The organism is Brevibacillus reuszeri (assembly GCF_001187725.1).
Lineage (GTDB): Bacteria > Bacillota > Bacilli > Brevibacillales > Brevibacillaceae > Brevibacillus > Brevibacillus reuszeri.
In genome coordinates, this window is record NZ_LGIQ01000020.1 from 24,800 (window position 1) to 41,046 (window position 16,247).

The 16,247-nt window shown below is 47.8% G+C and carries 10 protein-coding genes; 1 reads left to right on the forward strand and 9 read right to left on the reverse strand.

Going from position 1 to position 16,247, the window contains the following annotated elements:
• Positions 1 to 79: 79 nt before the first annotated feature.
• Both ADS79_RS33580 and ADS79_RS33585 read right to left on the reverse strand, forming a co-directional pair.
• Positions 80 to 2,119: a copper amine oxidase N-terminal domain-containing protein gene (locus tag ADS79_RS33580; RefSeq protein ID WP_049742839.1), complete on the reverse strand. Its 2,040-nt coding sequence runs from the start codon at positions 2,117 to 2,119 to the stop codon at positions 80 to 82.
• A gap of 140 nt (positions 2,120 to 2,259) precedes the next feature.
• Entirely contained in the window at positions 2,260 to 4,053 is a 1,794-nt protein-coding gene (locus tag ADS79_RS33585; RefSeq protein ID WP_049742840.1) for an SgrR family transcriptional regulator, read from the reverse strand.
• A 103-nt stretch (positions 4,054 to 4,156) separates the two neighbouring features.
• Here ADS79_RS33585 and ADS79_RS33590 point away from each other — a divergent pair, with 103 nt between their 5' ends.
• Complete coding sequence (locus tag ADS79_RS33590; RefSeq protein ID WP_049742841.1) at positions 4,157 to 5,443, forward strand: MDR family MFS transporter; 1,287 nt, start codon at positions 4,157 to 4,159, stop codon at positions 5,441 to 5,443.
• Between the two features lie 26 nt (positions 5,444 to 5,469).
• On the opposite strand, the gene ADS79_RS33595 is transcribed toward ADS79_RS33590, so the two are convergent.
• The 7 genes from ADS79_RS33595 to ADS79_RS33625 all read right to left on the reverse strand — a co-directional run bounded on the left by ADS79_RS33595 (position 5,470) and on the right by ADS79_RS33625 (position 16,166).
• Entirely contained in the window at positions 5,470 to 7,614 is a 2,145-nt protein-coding gene (locus ADS79_RS33595) for a GDYXXLXY domain-containing protein (RefSeq protein WP_236700188.1), read from the reverse strand.
• A 71-nt stretch (positions 7,615 to 7,685) separates the two neighbouring features.
• Positions 7,686 to 9,782 carry a sigma-54 interaction domain-containing protein gene (locus ADS79_RS33600; protein WP_049742842.1) on the reverse strand — a complete coding sequence of 699 codons (2,097 nt, stop codon included), beginning with the start codon at positions 9,780 to 9,782 and terminating at the stop codon, positions 7,686 to 7,688.
• Between the two features lie 141 nt (positions 9,783 to 9,923).
• Positions 9,924 to 11,330: an APC family permease gene (locus tag ADS79_RS33605; protein WP_049742843.1), complete on the reverse strand. Its 1,407-nt coding sequence runs from the start codon at positions 11,328 to 11,330 to the stop codon at positions 9,924 to 9,926.
• Between the two features lie 119 nt (positions 11,331 to 11,449).
• Entirely contained in the window at positions 11,450 to 12,901 is a 1,452-nt protein-coding gene (locus ADS79_RS33610) for an NAD-dependent succinate-semialdehyde dehydrogenase (protein ID WP_049742844.1), read from the reverse strand.
• Positions 12,902 to 12,913: 12 nt separating this feature from the next.
• Positions 12,914 to 14,272, reverse strand: a complete 1,359-nt coding sequence (locus tag ADS79_RS33615) for a glutamine synthetase family protein (RefSeq protein WP_049742845.1) — start codon at positions 14,270 to 14,272, stop codon at positions 12,914 to 12,916.
• Between the two features lie 24 nt (positions 14,273 to 14,296).
• Positions 14,297 to 15,058 (reverse strand): SDR family NAD(P)-dependent oxidoreductase, encoded by a 762-nt coding sequence (locus ADS79_RS33620; protein ID WP_049742846.1) that lies wholly within the window; start codon positions 15,056 to 15,058, stop codon positions 14,297 to 14,299.
• 1 nt (position 15,059) lies between these two features.
• Entirely contained in the window at positions 15,060 to 16,166 is a 1,107-nt protein-coding gene (locus tag ADS79_RS33625; protein WP_049742847.1) for a M20 family metallopeptidase, read from the reverse strand.
• Positions 16,167 to 16,247 lie beyond the last annotated feature (81 nt).

Here is a 16,247-nt window from a genome sequence, read left to right on the forward strand (position 1 = left end):
TTCTTGTACAATCGTATGGGGAGGGATGTCCTTTTAGAACAAAAAACCCCGCCAATAAGCGGGGCTGTACCGGATTGCTCTATTTATAAACGGTGTAATTTCCGTTCACATAAATGATTTTGTAGCCTGTACGATCGGCAATCGTTTTGAGTGGCAGCGTCGGAATGTTGTTCTTCAGCTGAACCGCAGCCGGAAGTGTTACGTTTTGTCCGTTGATAGTGGCGACATTGGAACCTACTTTAAAGTTCATGACTGTACTTCCGCTTACGACTTTAGCCGTCGTTTTTGTGTAGGTGATTTGGAAGCCGAGTGCGTCACGGTAAAACGTAGTAGGAATCAGCGTGTTGCCATTGACAGTATAAGGAGCTACTGCAAGGGCTGTCGTTTTACCGGACTTGGTAAAGGACGCTACATCCACCTTGAAGCTCACACCGTTCAGTGCAACAATCGTCGTCGGACGAGCAAACAGTAGTCCTTTTTCCTCAGAGGTATACACACCGATGCTGTATACGCCCGCAGTCGCCGGATTCACGATTCCTGCTGTTTCCGCGATATTTACCTGAACAGCGGTTTGTGCCGGAATATCCTGAGAAGGATAAATAATGAGATTTTGGCCACGCACACCTACATAGTTGGCAGCCACGCCGTTTACCGTCACCGTGTTTGCTGGCAAATAGGCTGGTGCACGGAATCCGACAGGAAGTACGACCTCAACGAACCCTTGGGCACGTGGAATCGAAACTCCCAGACCTTTAATACCGATCTGCAAGCCAGCAGGCGTAGAAGCTGTTGCTCTTGTGAGACCGATGGTTGCCAACGAATTATCTACCGTGACAGGGGTAGGTGCTGCCGCACCAGTAATCTGGAAGTCTTTGGAGCGATACGTCTTGCCATCGACTTTGGCTGTGATGTTATAAAATCCTGCTGTTCTCGGGTTGGTAATATAGGCATCCTGGGTAAAGCGGATCGTTACGCTGTCTGTTGTCTTGAATCCACTTGGCGTACGGAAACTAACCCTGCTTCCACTCGTAGACAAGTTCGACACCTGGTCTCCGTTTACCGTTACATTATAAGCGGAGAGTACAGGCGGCACCATGTCTGCTGTTGGGAAGTCAATTTGAATGTCTGTATTCGAATACAGTCTTTCGGATAGCTCCAAATCAAACGTGTAGCTGGCACGTGCTCCTGCCTTGTAATCGGACATCCCCACGGAGAACGAAGAGGAGCTGGACGAAGAACCGGTCACCTCTACATCTTTGGACTTATACTCCTTATCATCGTATTCAATGATGAAGGTATAATATTTGTCTGCCTTTGATGGATTCACGATTCCTGCTGATTTTGAGAATTCTACATCAATATAGTTGTCTCCATCTACTCGGCTTGGAATCTCGATACGAACTGTATTATTAGACAGAATGGATAGATAATCGACCTTCTCTCCATTTACGCGAACATCAGACTTGCTGATGCTCTTCGGAAGCATGTCCTTGGTCGGGAAATTGACGTAAATGTACTTGCCCTCTTTGAGCTTTGTCTTGGAAGCGAGGCTTATCTTACCCAACGTCAGAGAGGTTGCCGCACCTGTGTCTTTGTTGCTAAGCGAGACTCCGAATTTTCCGCTGCTGCTGCTACTGCTCGAGGATTTGCCAATACTGATTTTTTCATTTTTAAAGGTATTCTCGGCACTTGTTTTTACACCGATCGAATAACTGCCCTTTTCGTCAGGGTTAGTTACTTTATCGATGGTCAGTACGAGGGTTGTGCCTTTTTTGATCTTTTCGTCTACTTCGATATCGACCGTTGTTTTAGTCGCATCCACACTGTAAATCGCGATCTTGTCGCCATAGTCATCTTCAAGTGTGACATCCTTCTTTTTCAGGTTCTTGTCTACCTCATATCCAGAAGGGAATTTAACAGTGATCGTGCCGCCCGCTTTCAGTTCCTTGTCGATCTCGAACTCAATTGTATATTCTGTTTGCTCGTCTACACCCGTATCGTCCGCCGAAACCTCTTCAACGGTAAGTGCATGTGCAGCATTCGGCACCAAGACAAATGGGCTAGCCAACACCGATGTTGCCAGCAGTAATGAAATTCCTTTTTTCGCGCTCTTGTTCAACGGTAACTCCTCCCTTTTCCGTGAAAAACGCCCGTGACGTCTTTCAAAAAATTGGATGTGACCGCTTGCGGTCAGCACAACACAGCCAAGACTGTGATCTGCAATTCCTTCTATGATAGGAAAAGTTCGACAAAAAAAGGTTACAGACTGGTAACGAATGGCTTTACCCATAGCCTAGAAAAGTCGATCCAGCCAAAGGAATCAACAGCAATTCCCTGCAAGGCGGGATGATAGCGATCTCTGCGTTTTACATGATAAATAAACGTTAACCAAAGCTCCTCCCTAAGCATATCCTCCATTTTTTCAAGCGCCTTCATCCGTCTCTGGCGATCTGCCAATCCGAGAATCTCTGTCATGCGCCGATCGACTATTGCACGTCTTTCGTCATCCAGAAATCGATAGACCATCGTACATGTGTTTTTGTATATCTCAATGAGGCCCAGCTCGACATCTCGTTGCAGCACTTCACCCATCATGGCCATATCTGCACAGCGATCTGGATAATCGGACAAAAACTCGGCTTTATTGATGGACATTACTTGTAGCGAGATACCGATCCGTTCGCACCGCTGCTTGAACCAGTCTGCTTCATCATCGCATTTTTTCCCTTCTCCATAAAACAGTGTCAGCGTCTCTCCCTGATAAGCGCTTTGCTTCAACCAGCCGCGCGCCTCCTCTAAAGAAGAGGCTTCAAAATCCATCATGCGGCTCCTCTCTGGCAAAAAGCTGCCTGCAGGAGAGAACCTTACTTTTCCCAAATCACGGATCATCTCAACTGGATTGATCAGCTGCTTGATTGCTTGCCGAAAAGCAAAATCATGATGGATGCCAGGCTTTCGAAAATTGAAATTCAAGTAATGACAGCCTTGCTCCTGAAACTCCAGATCTTTGCTGTTTTCGCTTTGCTCAAGTGAATCTGTCCCCGCCTCCACCTCAGTAAGCTGGTATCGCAGCTCGGCATATGACGTTGTGCCCGGCGCTCTCCAAATTTCCACCCGATCCAGGAGAGCTCTCTCCCGGTAATACTCCTCAAATGCTCCAAGCACCAATCGGGACTCAGTAAATTCAATCATGCGAAAAGGTCCTGTCCCAATGATTCCCTGCTCCGAAAAAGGTACATCACATGGCAAAATGGACAAGCCGATCGATGCAATCAAATGTAGAAAGAAGCCGTTTGGTTTGCGCAGATGAAAAAGTATCGTCTGGTCGTTAGGCAGCTCCATCGACTCAATATCCTCCACCTGCCAGCAAAAGGGGGAATCGAGCTCAATTAATCGCTCGACCGTATGCACAACATCGGCTCCAGTAAAGATTCTTCCATGATGAAACCGTACTTTCTTTCGTAAATAAAACGTCCAGACGGTCAAATCCTCGCTACTTTCCCAGTCATGTGCCAGCTGCGGAATAAAGTCCTCTGTAACTGGATCGTACATGACCAGCGTATGGCAAATTTGCCGGATAAAATGGCTCTCGGCTGAAACAGCTACAAATGCCGGATCTATTGTTGAAAAAGCGCGATTACGTGGAATTCGCAGGACATCGAGATGCTGATTCTTATCACGCTCAGCTACAAAGCCAAATTGACTGTCCCAAATGGCTTGAAGCTGAAGCTTGATTTGGACAGGCACATTTTTATGCTGCAACAGCTCGACCGCTTCTTTAACTTTCCCTTCCCTGAGCAGAGTATGGAAGGTATCCGTCACAAAGCTGCCGATATCGCACATGATCGTGAGTGTCGAATGATTCCCCCGTCCAACACCTGCCTTCCAACGCAACAGTCCTTCTTTTTCCCACTTGCGCAAAATCAGCTTTACATTACGAAGAGTACAGCAAAGCAGCTCAGCTAAATCCTGAATTCGGATCGTTTGCTCCTTGCCACTCTCCCACTCGGTTAGGCCAAACAGCAGTTGCATAAAGTGTTGGTTGCTTTTCATGCGCTCTCCCGTTCCATAAAAGGTGAAATTCACAATCGAATCTTACCCTTTTTCTTCCCCTTTTCATAGCTACAATTAGAGAAAAACGAAGGGTGGTCCGCACATGAACTTTTCCGATCTGCATCCCAACATCCGTATTCGCATTGTGACTTCCTTTCTGACACGGCTTGTTGGAATGATGATCTTTCCGTTTATGGCCATCTATTTTTCAGACAAGCTGGGGCAAGCATTAGCAGGTGTTTTGCTATTTGTTACGATTTGCGCCCAAATTTTGATGGGCTTTTATGGAGGCTATTTAGCTGACCGCTGGGGCAGAAAAAAGGTGATGGTGTACGGACAATGGGCCCAGTGCTTTGCCTTTGTCATTATGGCGTTGGCCAATTCTCCGTGGTTGGATTCGGCATGGCTCACCTTTGTGATGATGCTCGTTCAAAACGCGAGCAATGGAATGATCAACCCTGCCGCAGATGCGATGCTGATTGATGTCAGTACAAAAGAAAATCGAACCTTTATGTACAGTATTAACTATTGGGCGACCAATTTGTCTATCGCGATCGGGTCAGTCTTTGGCGGTCTTTTGTTTGCCACTCATCGCTTCGAGCTGCTCTCTGTATTAACGCTCGTCAGTATGTTCACTCTTTTTTTGACTGCCTATTATATGCAGGAGTCCTATCACAACATCGCTTCCAGCAATCCTCCCGTAAACGGAACAGGTATCATCAAGGATCTGATCAACAGCTACAAGCAGGTAATGACAGATCGCCGATTTTTGCTGTTTTCACTAGGAGGTCTGTTCATTTTTTCAATCGAATTTCAAACCTCCAATTATGTGGCTGTCAGGCTAGCCAAAGAATTTGTCCCACAGCACATCCATTTATGGGACTGGTTTTCCTTTGAACTAACAGGAATCAAGGTATTTGGCTTCATACAACTGGAAAACACACTTCTTATCGTTTGTTTGTCTCTCATCGTTACCAAGCTGATCAAGTATATGCCCGAAGCATCTGCCCTGCATTTCAGCGCCCTTTTTTATATCGTCGGGTATGCAGTGATAGCCTACAGCAATTCACTCGTCATCATTACGCTTGCCATGCTTTTGGCTACGATTGGTGAATTGATTCATATCCCGACACGCCAGACGTATTTGGCGCAGCTTGTACGAGACGATGCTCGCAGCTCCTATATGGCCGTGAATGGATTAGTGCTGCAAGGTGCCAGGATCATGGGCTCCATTGCCATCAGTATGGGTGCCCTCCTGCCTTCTATGGTTATGGCAATCTTGTTTTTGATTATGGGGCTTACCGGACTTTTACTAGTGCGAAATGTGGTCAATCAGCTGACGCTACAGCATACGCCGAACCCCCCTCATGCCAAAGAAGCTGCTCAGTGAATCGAGCAGCTTCCCTTCCTTACTCTTTATTGAGGCGTCAAGCTCTCCAGCAGAGCATCGCCTTTGCTACCTACTTTTATTATCGCATATCTCGCGGTTCGTTCGACTTCACGACCGGTTCCTTCTGGGACAAAAAAGCTTTCGATCCCATACTCGATCCGTTGGTAGCCGAGTGTTTTCCCGTTGATGATGACATCTGACGCTTGTTTTTCATACGGTCGATTCCACACGCCGTCTTGTTCGTAGTAGCCGCTGTATTCGTGAACCCCGTTGTCATTTTTCCTCAGCACAACCCTAAGCTTTTTCCCTGACTCCAAATCTGTATCAGGCAAGGTAGCGATCGTATAAGACAGCCGCACATAATCGCCTTGCAAAAGGGAGCGCGGGTCCACAGGCGCCAGCTCGAGCTTGACTGTCGTTCCGTTGGCAAGAATCGACTCGCTATTCCACACTTGATAGCCAATAATCGCAAATTGCAGCAGAATGGTGGCACCAAGAAGCAGTCGCTTATGTTTGTGGGCAAAAAATGCTGGCTGTAGGGGCACTTCTTCTTTGGTGCGACGATCAAGCCAGTAGCTGACCACAAAGAACACCAGGCTGAGCAGAAATAACGAGAGCGACTTATGGAGCAAGCTCCAGAGGAAGTCGTAGTATTTCATCAATAAAAAGGCGAACCAAAAGGCAAGGACGATTCCAAAATCCACTCGCCTGTTTCGATGCAGCGTATGATAGAGCATATACGTGCTAAAGCCGAAAAACACCAGGTTAACCGCCACATTCATAGTTAGGCCGTACGAATTCGTCTCCGTCAGCGCTAAAAAACTGAGCAGCGCATAAACCAAAGAGCTGTTTTGCAAAACCACTGGCAGACGCGGAAGGAAATACATCGCTAGCTGTGTGACAACAAAAATCAACATAATGGTCTCTTCCTGTACCGCAGATTGATGCAGCTCAAAAAACAGGACGAGCAGAAAGGCTAGCTGGGTCAATAATCGCGCTGGAATACTGGATAAAGTAAACCACGCATATAGAAGCACAGCCAAGAAAACGATCCAGTAATAGCCTTCCAAAAAGAGAGAGGAGCCGGTTGCGAGAATATATCCCATCGTGAGCAGGGTATACCTCACCGTAGCATTCATTTTGGAGTAGAACAGGACTGGCGCAACAAAGCCGATTAAGGACAAGAAGAAAATAAAATTTACGACGGTTTCTTCATCCATAATAAAGAAAAGCAGACCCGACAGCGAGATCGCACCGATCAGGGACGCAATCGTTGTGACAAGAACCGTAAACGCCTCTTGAAAAAACCGGACCCAGCCGCTCTGTTGATAAGGCGATTCCTGGCGCAGCCATTTGATACCTGCCACTGCCCCCCATACAAGCGCCGCCGCTAACAACAGCGCAATCAGGAAAAAGCCCTCCGAATAATGCTGCAGCATGAACCAAAAGAAATTTGCCAGTAAAAACAGGGCCAGGAATGCCGATGTGACGATTAGCAAACCGCGATTTGGCAGCCCTTTTAAAAAGGTGATAAACAAGCCTGCTCCCACCAACATATACAAAAGCTCTGGAAATGGGCCATACACATCGATAAAAGTGGAATTGAACAGACTTATCTGAAAGACAAAAAAGGATAAGTAGTAGATCGGGCGCGAGTGCAGTCTCCCTGTCGAGGTGAGCCAGAATAACGCGATATTCACTAATGCGATCAGCCAATAAATCATGAACCACCATTCATCCTCGTATGTCACATGAACGACAGAGGGCTGGAGGAAAAAACAGATGGCCAGGTGCGCGAGAACATAGCTAATCACATAAAAGGGCTGGTAACGGGTCCGTATGGCAAATAGCAGATTAGGAATGAACCAGACGATAAAGAGCATGTAGCTATCCGCGTGGGAATTGTAAATTTGTCCCATCAGCGCAACACTCAGCCCAAATGCCAATCCCCCTGCCACCAGAAGCCAATTACTAATGAACGAGTGCCGCTTGAATACGAATGATCCGCCATAAGACATAAGATAAAAAAGAACCAGTACCGCAGCACTTACGCCGATTTTTCCCCATCGATCCAGCGCAGGCCAATTCGAGGCGAAAAAATAAAACAAGGCTGAAAGCAAAAGCGAAATGGCTAGGAAGTAACCCATACGCACTCCTCTTTGTTGCAGCATTTGTTACCACATCCTTTCTTTTCGCTTTTCTTCCCCTCCATTATATCCCTTTTTTACATAAAGACAGTAGTCTAGTCTTCTTGCTCTTGATTCTTTATATATGCGTATCCCCTTGTCGTCAGTTGGCAACCTGCTCGGCCAATCTGTACGTTGACCAATCCTTTTTCGCGGAGAAGATCGACCTGCTTGCGTATCAGACTCTCAGTCAGGAGAATCCCTCTTTCTCGGGCCAGCTTGATAAGGTTTTTCCGGCCAGTGTGCAGCCCTTTGATTTTGGCTTCTAAAATCAGTTCTAACAGGAGTCTCTCGACGTCTAACTCTGCATAATCAGCAGGCACTAGCTTTTGACCAGATGAATCGTTGGTTTCTATCAGCGGTGCCGTTTTCTCACTCGTGCTCGCTGCCTGATTGATCGAGTCCCCGATGCTAAACGGCAAGTCCTCGATTTGCAGGTCTCCCTCGTTCATAATGGATAAATATTCGATCGTGTTTTCCAGCTCTCTGATATTGCCCGGCCACTGATACTGCGTAATAGCCGCCATGATTGGCTCTGGCAATTCTGCAAGCACCTTCTTCTTCTTCAAAAAGTGTTGGACCAAATAAGGAATATCTTCTTTGCGCTCCCGAAGCGGTGGTACCTCGATTTGCAAAACCTTGAGCCGATAGTAGAGATCTTCACGGAATTTGTCTTCCTTCATCATCGTAACCAGATTGCGGTTGGTTGCAGCTATGACGCGGACATCAACCGGCAGCACCTTGGTTCCCCCAACTTTAATAATCTCCTTTTGCTGAACGACGCGAAGCAGTCTGGTTTGCAGGTGAGGAGATATGTCGCCGATCTCATCCAAAAAGATCGTCCCTCTGTGCGCTTGTTCAAACAGGCCAGGCTTGCCTCCTTTTTTCGCGCCAGTGAAAGCTCCATCTTCATATCCAAACAGCTCGGTTTCCAATAATGACTCAGGGAGCGCGCTGCAATTGACTGCGACAAAAGGAAAATTGGCGCGTAGTGACGCGTTATGCAGAGAGTGGGCAAACAGCTCCTTGCCCGTTCCGTTTTCACCCAATATGAGGACGCCCAAATCATTCGGAGCCATTCGCTGTGCGCGGCTTACTAGCCGCTTCATGAGAGGCGAATTCGTGACAATGTCAGAAAAGTGGAAGCGTGCCGTATGTCCATTTGTGCGAAGCTGAGTCCGTAGCTTGAGCTCGAGTTCCTCTACTTCTTTGGCGATCTTGAACGTAATGACGCCTTCCGCAACGTTGCCGCGACTCAAAATCTTCATATTATTAACCAGAATATTCTGGCTTCGAATCGTAATTAATTGATTTTGTAAATCCTTGTCTAAGAAGCTGGTATCAATCCTCATTTCTCTTAATACCAAGCGTATATCGCGATTGGCTACACGAGAAAAGGGAAGCGCCAAAATTTCCTCCGCTACTTTGTTGAGAAAGGTAATCTTTCCTCGCTCATCATACGTAACGACACCGTCCTGCACCATGTTCAGTGTTTCCTCAAACAGGTTCTTGGTGTGAATTAAGCCTTGCATCGTCGCTTGCAAGCCCTGGCTCCGCGAGACGATATTTTTCGCATATTCGTTTAAGATCAGTGTCGTTTCATGATTGAGCAGGTGAAAGCGCGTCAGCATCTCGACCATCGTACTAATATCAACGACCCGTTCGCCCAGATCAATGACGTGCTCGATATGAGATGGAACATAACTGCGCTCACCTGGTGTAATCGCAATTGCCGCTTTTGGCAACTCAGGAACATCAGGATAGCACGGCAGCAGATTGACATTTCTGAGCCCTAATTCATAGATCAACGAAATCGTCTCCACAGCAGAATCGCGCTCATCATTGACCACCATGTAATTTCCGTCGGGTAGATTTTTGATCTTTTCCCATCCTGCTTTGGACAGTGTACGGCCGATAATTTGTACCTCCGTCCGCTTATTGATCACAGCAGGTGAAGAGCGGGTAAAAATAATGTGGGAACTAACCAAAATCAAGTCGACATCTTGCGCCATACTCTCTTCATAACGGCCTGCAGCCATCGGGATGAAGGTAATATACGCTCCCCAAAGAGCCGTCAGCTGATCACAGATTTGTTGACTGGTTGCTTCATATCCAGCAATGATGGCAACTTTTATGTTTGAAATGGGAAACACCCCCGTAAGCTGATCGCATCTATTCTTTTCTTTGTATCAAAGAAAAAACTTCACATATTTTCATATATGAAGGAAAGAAACGATCCCACCATGCACCTTTTCGCTGCTGGCTCTATTTAGTTGTAACATAATTCTGTTTTCTTATACATCCCTAAGTGTTGGAGGCACTTCTTTGTAGCCTTTTGATTTCACTGCGCCCAGAATAATGCCGATCGCCATCCACACAAAGCCCACCAGGAAGGTTTTTGAGTCAAAACCCGACCAAACAAACGCGATAATGCTAAAACCGATGGCAGGTAGTAAGCAGTATTTCAGGAAGCCCTTCGTACCACGTTGGCGTTTTTTGATAAAGAAGTAGGCAAATACGGTAATGTTCAACAGCATGAATGAGGTGAGCGCGCCAAAGTTCAAAAGCTGCACGATCGCTTCAATCGAAACGGTAACGGCAACGATCAGCGTAACGATCCCGACAAAGATCGTCGCATTGAACGGTGTCTTGTATTGCGGATGGATTTTGCCCAAGACCCCTGAAAACGGCAGCAGCTTGTCTCTGCTCATCGAATAAATAATTCGGGAGATCGCGGATTGTATCGCGAGCGCGTTCGCCACACCTACCGCGAGAACGCCCACGATGATGAACGTATAGTAGAGCCAGTCCCCACCGACCTCTCTTGCGATATCAAACATCGCCATGTCAGGGTCCAAATTCTCGTATTGTGGATGAGCCAGTGCTGCTACATAGGTCTGGACAACAAACAACAAACCGATGATCAGAAGAGACGACACGGTAGCTCTTCCGACTGTTTTGACCGGATTTTTGACCTCCTCTGACAACGTACTGATGACGTCAAAGCCTAAAAATCCTAGAACCGCAATCGAGGTAGCTGTTGCGAGAAAGCCAAGGTCCATTTTGTCTGCCTGGAACAATGGCTCCAAAGAAAATCCACCTGCGCCATGACCATCGATAAAGACGTACTTTACAGCAAAAAAGATAAAGAGTGCGAGAATGATTAGCTCCATGGCAAGGAAAATCCGGTTGGCAATCGCAGTCAGCGTAATTCCGCGCGCGATAATGAATGTATTGATGATTGTAAATATCAGAATAATTAAATAAATAGGGATAGATGGAACGATTCGGTTCAGCCACAATGCTGCAAAGCCTGTCAGCAGCGCCGGACACATAATGTAATCAATCATAATCAGCCAGCCCGTTACAAATCCCACATGTGGGTTCAAGCCCCGCTGTACATAGGAATAGACAGAGCCTGAAATGGGAAACTCTCTGCTCATCGTATTGTAGCTCAATGCCGTGAACACCATCGCGACGATCCCGATCATGTATACGAACGGAACCATCCCAAAGCTCGAACCCGCTACAAGTCCATATACCTCAATCGGTGCAATCGGCAGCATCGTGATTAAGCCATAAATGATGAGGTCCTTTAACGTCAGTCCGCGATGCAGCTCCTGCTTATACCCGAACTTCTCGGTATCATGGCCTGTTTCCGTGTTGCCCTGATTCAATTCTGCGCTCGAAATACTTCCCATACGCCATTCCCACCTTATTTGAGATGTTCTGTAGTCAAAAGTGAAGCGGGTACAGACTGGCTTGCTGCCACCCGCTCACTCGACCACTGTCTGTCAGTTCATTGCCTCGTTTGCTCGGTCTACAGGGTCAACGCAACGTATTTGGACTCCAGGTACTCATCCAAGCCGTGACGGCCGCCTTCTCTGCCCATACCGCTTTCCTTTACCCCGCCGAACGGAGCTTGGACATAGGCAAGCGACGTGCCATTCACACCGATGTTTCCCGTCTCCAATTCCTGGATCACGCGGTAGATACGTGCTGCGTCTTTTGTGTAAAAATAGGCAGCCAATCCATATGGCGTGTTGTTTGCGCGCTGCAATACCTCTGCCTCATCCTTGAACGAAAGAATTGGGGCTACTGGTCCAAAAATCTCTTCGTGAGTGATGTCCATCTCAGGCGTTACATGATCGAGTACAGTCGGCGCATAAAAGCTTCCTTTTTGATATACGTCTTCTTCTAAGCGCTTGCCGCCTGTCAGCACTTTGGCACCTTTGGCAACCGCGTCGTTGACCAATGCCTCTACCTTTTTGACAGCTCCCTGATCAATCAACGGACCAACATCTGCGTCCGGCTGTGTGCCGATATCTACTTTCAAACCACTGACCAGCTCTACGATTTTTTCAGCTAACTGCTCGCGAATATCTTCATGTGCATAGATCAGGTTGATGCCATTACATACCTGACCGCAGTTTTCAAACTTGTTGTCCACGATATCGCGTGCCGCTTTGTCCAAATCGGCATCTGGGAAGACGATCACGGGTGAGTTGCCGCCCAGCTCCAGTCCGAGCTTTTTGACCGTTTTTGCCGCTTGCTCCATCAGCAGCTTGCCTACCTCAGTAGAGCCTGTGAAAGAAACCTTGCGCACGCGAGAATCGTTCATCAGTACCGTTCCAATCACATTGGAGCTGCCGGTTACCAGGTTCGCTACCCCTTTTGGCAGGTTCGTATCCATCAGAAGCTCAAACAAGGCTACTGCGATAAGCGAGGTGGTGCTCGCCGGCTTCAAGATCGCCGTGCAACCCGCAGCAAGCGCTGGCGCTACCTTGCGCATCAGCGTAGCAGCAGGAAAGTTCATCGGAGTGATCAGCCCGACAACACCGACTGGCTCCCGATATACCAACAGCTGCTGGCCTGGATTCGAGGAGGGAATGATTTCTCCGTAAGCGCGCTTCGCCTCTTCGGCATACCAGCGAAGAATTTCAACCGATCCTGCGATTTCTCCCCTTGCCTCTTTGAGGGCTTTCCCTTGCTCCTGCGAGAGAAGCTGTGCCAATTCTTCTTTATGCAAAAGAATGCGCTCTCCCCATGCTAGCAAATAGTCGCCCCTTTGCTTTGCGGTTAGCCGTGACCAGCTTGGAAGCGCCTGACTGGCTGCATCCACCGCACCTGTGACCAATTCCTCGGTGAGACTGGGAACATGGCCGATCACTTCACCCGTTGCCGGATTGTGTACCGCAACGACCTGATCGGTTTCTATCTTTTCACCATTAATCCAGTTATGATTCCAACGGTTTAATTGACCGACAGTCATTTGTTTCTCCTCCTAAATAAATTCGAAGTACTTCTTTCTCTCCCAATCCGTAACAGCACTCAAGAAGTCCTGAAGCTCGTTTTGCGCTGCCTGCAAGTAGTGATCAAACACGTCTTCGCCCAGCAATTCTTTTACGCGCTCACTCTTTTCAAACAGGCGGATCGCATCAAACAGGTTAGTGGGGAGTCTCGGAACTGGCTGATCGGCCGCATTTCCACTCACTGGCTGTGGAATGTCGATTTTATTCTCGATCCCGTACATTCCGGATGCCATCATCGCAGTAAGCACCAGATAGTGGTTCGCATCTGCTCCGGGGATTCGGTTTTCAAAGCGACTGGACTTGCCTTTACCGTCATAGCGGAAGGATGTACTACGGTTATCAATCCCCCAGCTGACGGTATTCGGTGCACCGGAGCCAAAGCTGCTGAGGCGCTTGTAGGAATTGACGTAAGGGGCATACATCAGCATCATCTCAGGTGCCAGCTCCAGCATACCGCCCAAGAAGTAGCGACCAAGCTGCGAAAGCCCGTACTCCATGGAAGGATCGTAGAAGAGATTATTTTTTTCTTCGGTATCCCACAGGCTGATATGGGTATGTCCGCTGCTCCCGGAATCATTGGCATCCTGCTTCGCCATGAAGGTCGCCATTAAATTGTTCAGTGCTGCAATTTCCTTGATGCCATTTTTATAAATCGCCGTGCGGTCTGCCATCTCCAAGACCTCGGCATAGCGAACATTCAGCTCGATCTGACCATTTCCCCACTCCCCTTTGAGAGCTTCAATAGGTACTCCTACCGCCTCCAAATTGCGGGTCAGCTGGCTGAGGAACCAGTCATCCACTGTCAGACGATAGAGAGAGTAGTCGATCGGATACTCAAACAGCGGTGTCAAATTGTTGTAGTTCTTTTCGCGCACGGAGGAAGAGGTCTCCCGGAACACATAAAATTCGATCTCAGAAGCTGCCTTCGCCATGAAGCCTTGTTCCCGTGCCTTGTTGATTTGCCGTTTCAGCATATTGCGCGGCGCGATGGAAACGTCCGAGCCATCTTTATTTTGCAAATCAGCAAGGACAAACGCCGTTTTGCTTTGCCATGGATACGGACGAAGTGTCGACAGATCCGGCACCGTTTTCATGTCATGTACGCCTGTATCCCAGTTGCAGAACTTGAAGCCACCAAAGTTCAAGCTGACATCCCAAGCCAGATTGAGTGCGCATGTATGAATCCCGTCCTTGGCATCCTCAATAAAATAGGACGCCGGCACGCGCTTTCCAAACAGCTTGCCTTGCATGTCCACACCAGCAATGATGATCGTATCAATCTCACCTTGTGCTTCCAGTTCTTTCAGACGGTTCATATCCAGCCTTGTCATATCTGATTCGCCCCCCGAATTTATTTAGTGGATTGTCCAACCGCCATCGACGAACAGCGTCGCACCCGTCACGTACTCTGACTCAGCCTTTGCCAGGAACAGCACAGCATTGGCGATATCGTTAGGCGTTGCCACACGTCCTACAGGAACACGATCGAGAATCCATGCTTTAATCTCCGGATTTTCTAAACCTTTTGCTGTAAACGGCGTTTCCACGACACCTGGAGCAACGCTGTTGACCGTAATGCCATGTGGGGCAAGCTCAAGCGCGATCGCTTTGGTCAGCAAATTCAGGCCACCCTTGGAGGAGTTGTAGTGTGGCTGGCAGTGCCCGCTACTGGATACGATACGATGGGCCTCTACGGACGTAATATTGATAATCCGGCCGCGCGTATTCGATTTGATCATTTCCTTGGCTGCCGCTTGCGAGCACAGGAACGGCGCCTTCAGATTCACGTCATGCACCAGGTCCCACTCTTCCTCCTCGATCTCCAGAAACGTAGAGAATTTGACGATTCCTGCGTTGTTGATCAAAATGTCGAGCTTTCCAAAATGCTCGATCGTTTGTGCAATCATGCTCTCGACTTCCGCTTTTTTCGTCACGTTTACTTTGACGACAAACGCGTTGTCACCTTGTGGGGAGAGGGAAACCGTCTCGTTTGCTCCATCCACGTTAATGTCTGCGATCACTACTTTTGCCCCTTCAGCCAAAAATTGCAGGGCAATCGCACGCCCATTCCCAGAACCTGCACCAGTTACGATAGCTACCTTGTCACGAAAGCTCATGTCACTCATCCTTTGTTTTCGAATTTTTAGTCAATTTCTTCAAAATATCTTTGTACACGTACAAAGAGCTAATTTCGACATACTCATCGGGTCCATGATGATTCGCACCAACCGGCCCAAATTCGACAGCAGGTATCCCTTTTGCTGCATAAAAGCGTGTATCTGCTGAGCCGTCTTGTCCAAAGAGAACAGCTTGGTCTCCAGCAAGCTCCTGCGCAACTTCACATAATTTTCTAACAAATTTATCGTCGCTTTTTGTTTCGACAGGTACACCGCGAAATGGAACCTCGATCTCTGCATCAGGGAGTAGCGCTCTGATCTGATCCAATATTTCTTCTGGATTTTGTCCAGGCAGGTAGCGAATATCGATCCCCATGGTACATAAATCAGGCACCTGATTATATACTTTTCCAGCCTCGATCTTCGCCAGATTAATAGATGGCTGCTTGAAGTACGTCGTGCTTTCCTGAAAAACGTCCAACGATACGATGGAATGGTAGTGCTCCATCGCTTTTAAGATGGCGTTTGTGCCCAGCCACGGTCTGCTGCCATGGGCTGCTTTTCCTTTTACCTCAACCTTCAGCTGCAGTATTCCTTTGGCATGGACACCGATCTTAAAATTGGTTGGCTCCCCGCAAATGACCAAATCTCCTAGCACGCCTTGCTGAACCAGAAAGCCGCTGCCCAGCTCGCCACCTGTTTCTTCATCTGGAACCAATGCCAATATCACTTTGCAATTCGGAGGCGCCTGGACTAATTCAGCCATTAGCATCATCATCGCGGCTACTGCCCCCAGCATGTCATAGCTACCACGTCCATAAAGTCGCCCATCCACTGTCCGCGGATGGAACAGCTCCGGCTGCCCAGGCACGACATCAAGATGTCCGTTCAAGATGAGAGTAGACTCTCCTTCGCCTACGGTAGCTACCACGCTCTTTAGCCCCTGATTTTCATAAACATCGACATGCACTCCATGGCTACGCAACCAGTCGCAACAATACTCTGCACTTTGATTGACCCGTTCAGCATTTGTCGTCTCAAAGCGAATCAATCTACTGGCTAATGCTTCGATGGATTCTTCAAAATAATAGACTTGTTCGTTTTTCATCTCTACTTTATCCAGTTGTCATTCCACCTCAGTTAATCTTAATTTGGTTTAATGGCAATACTGGACTTTGCAATCTGCATA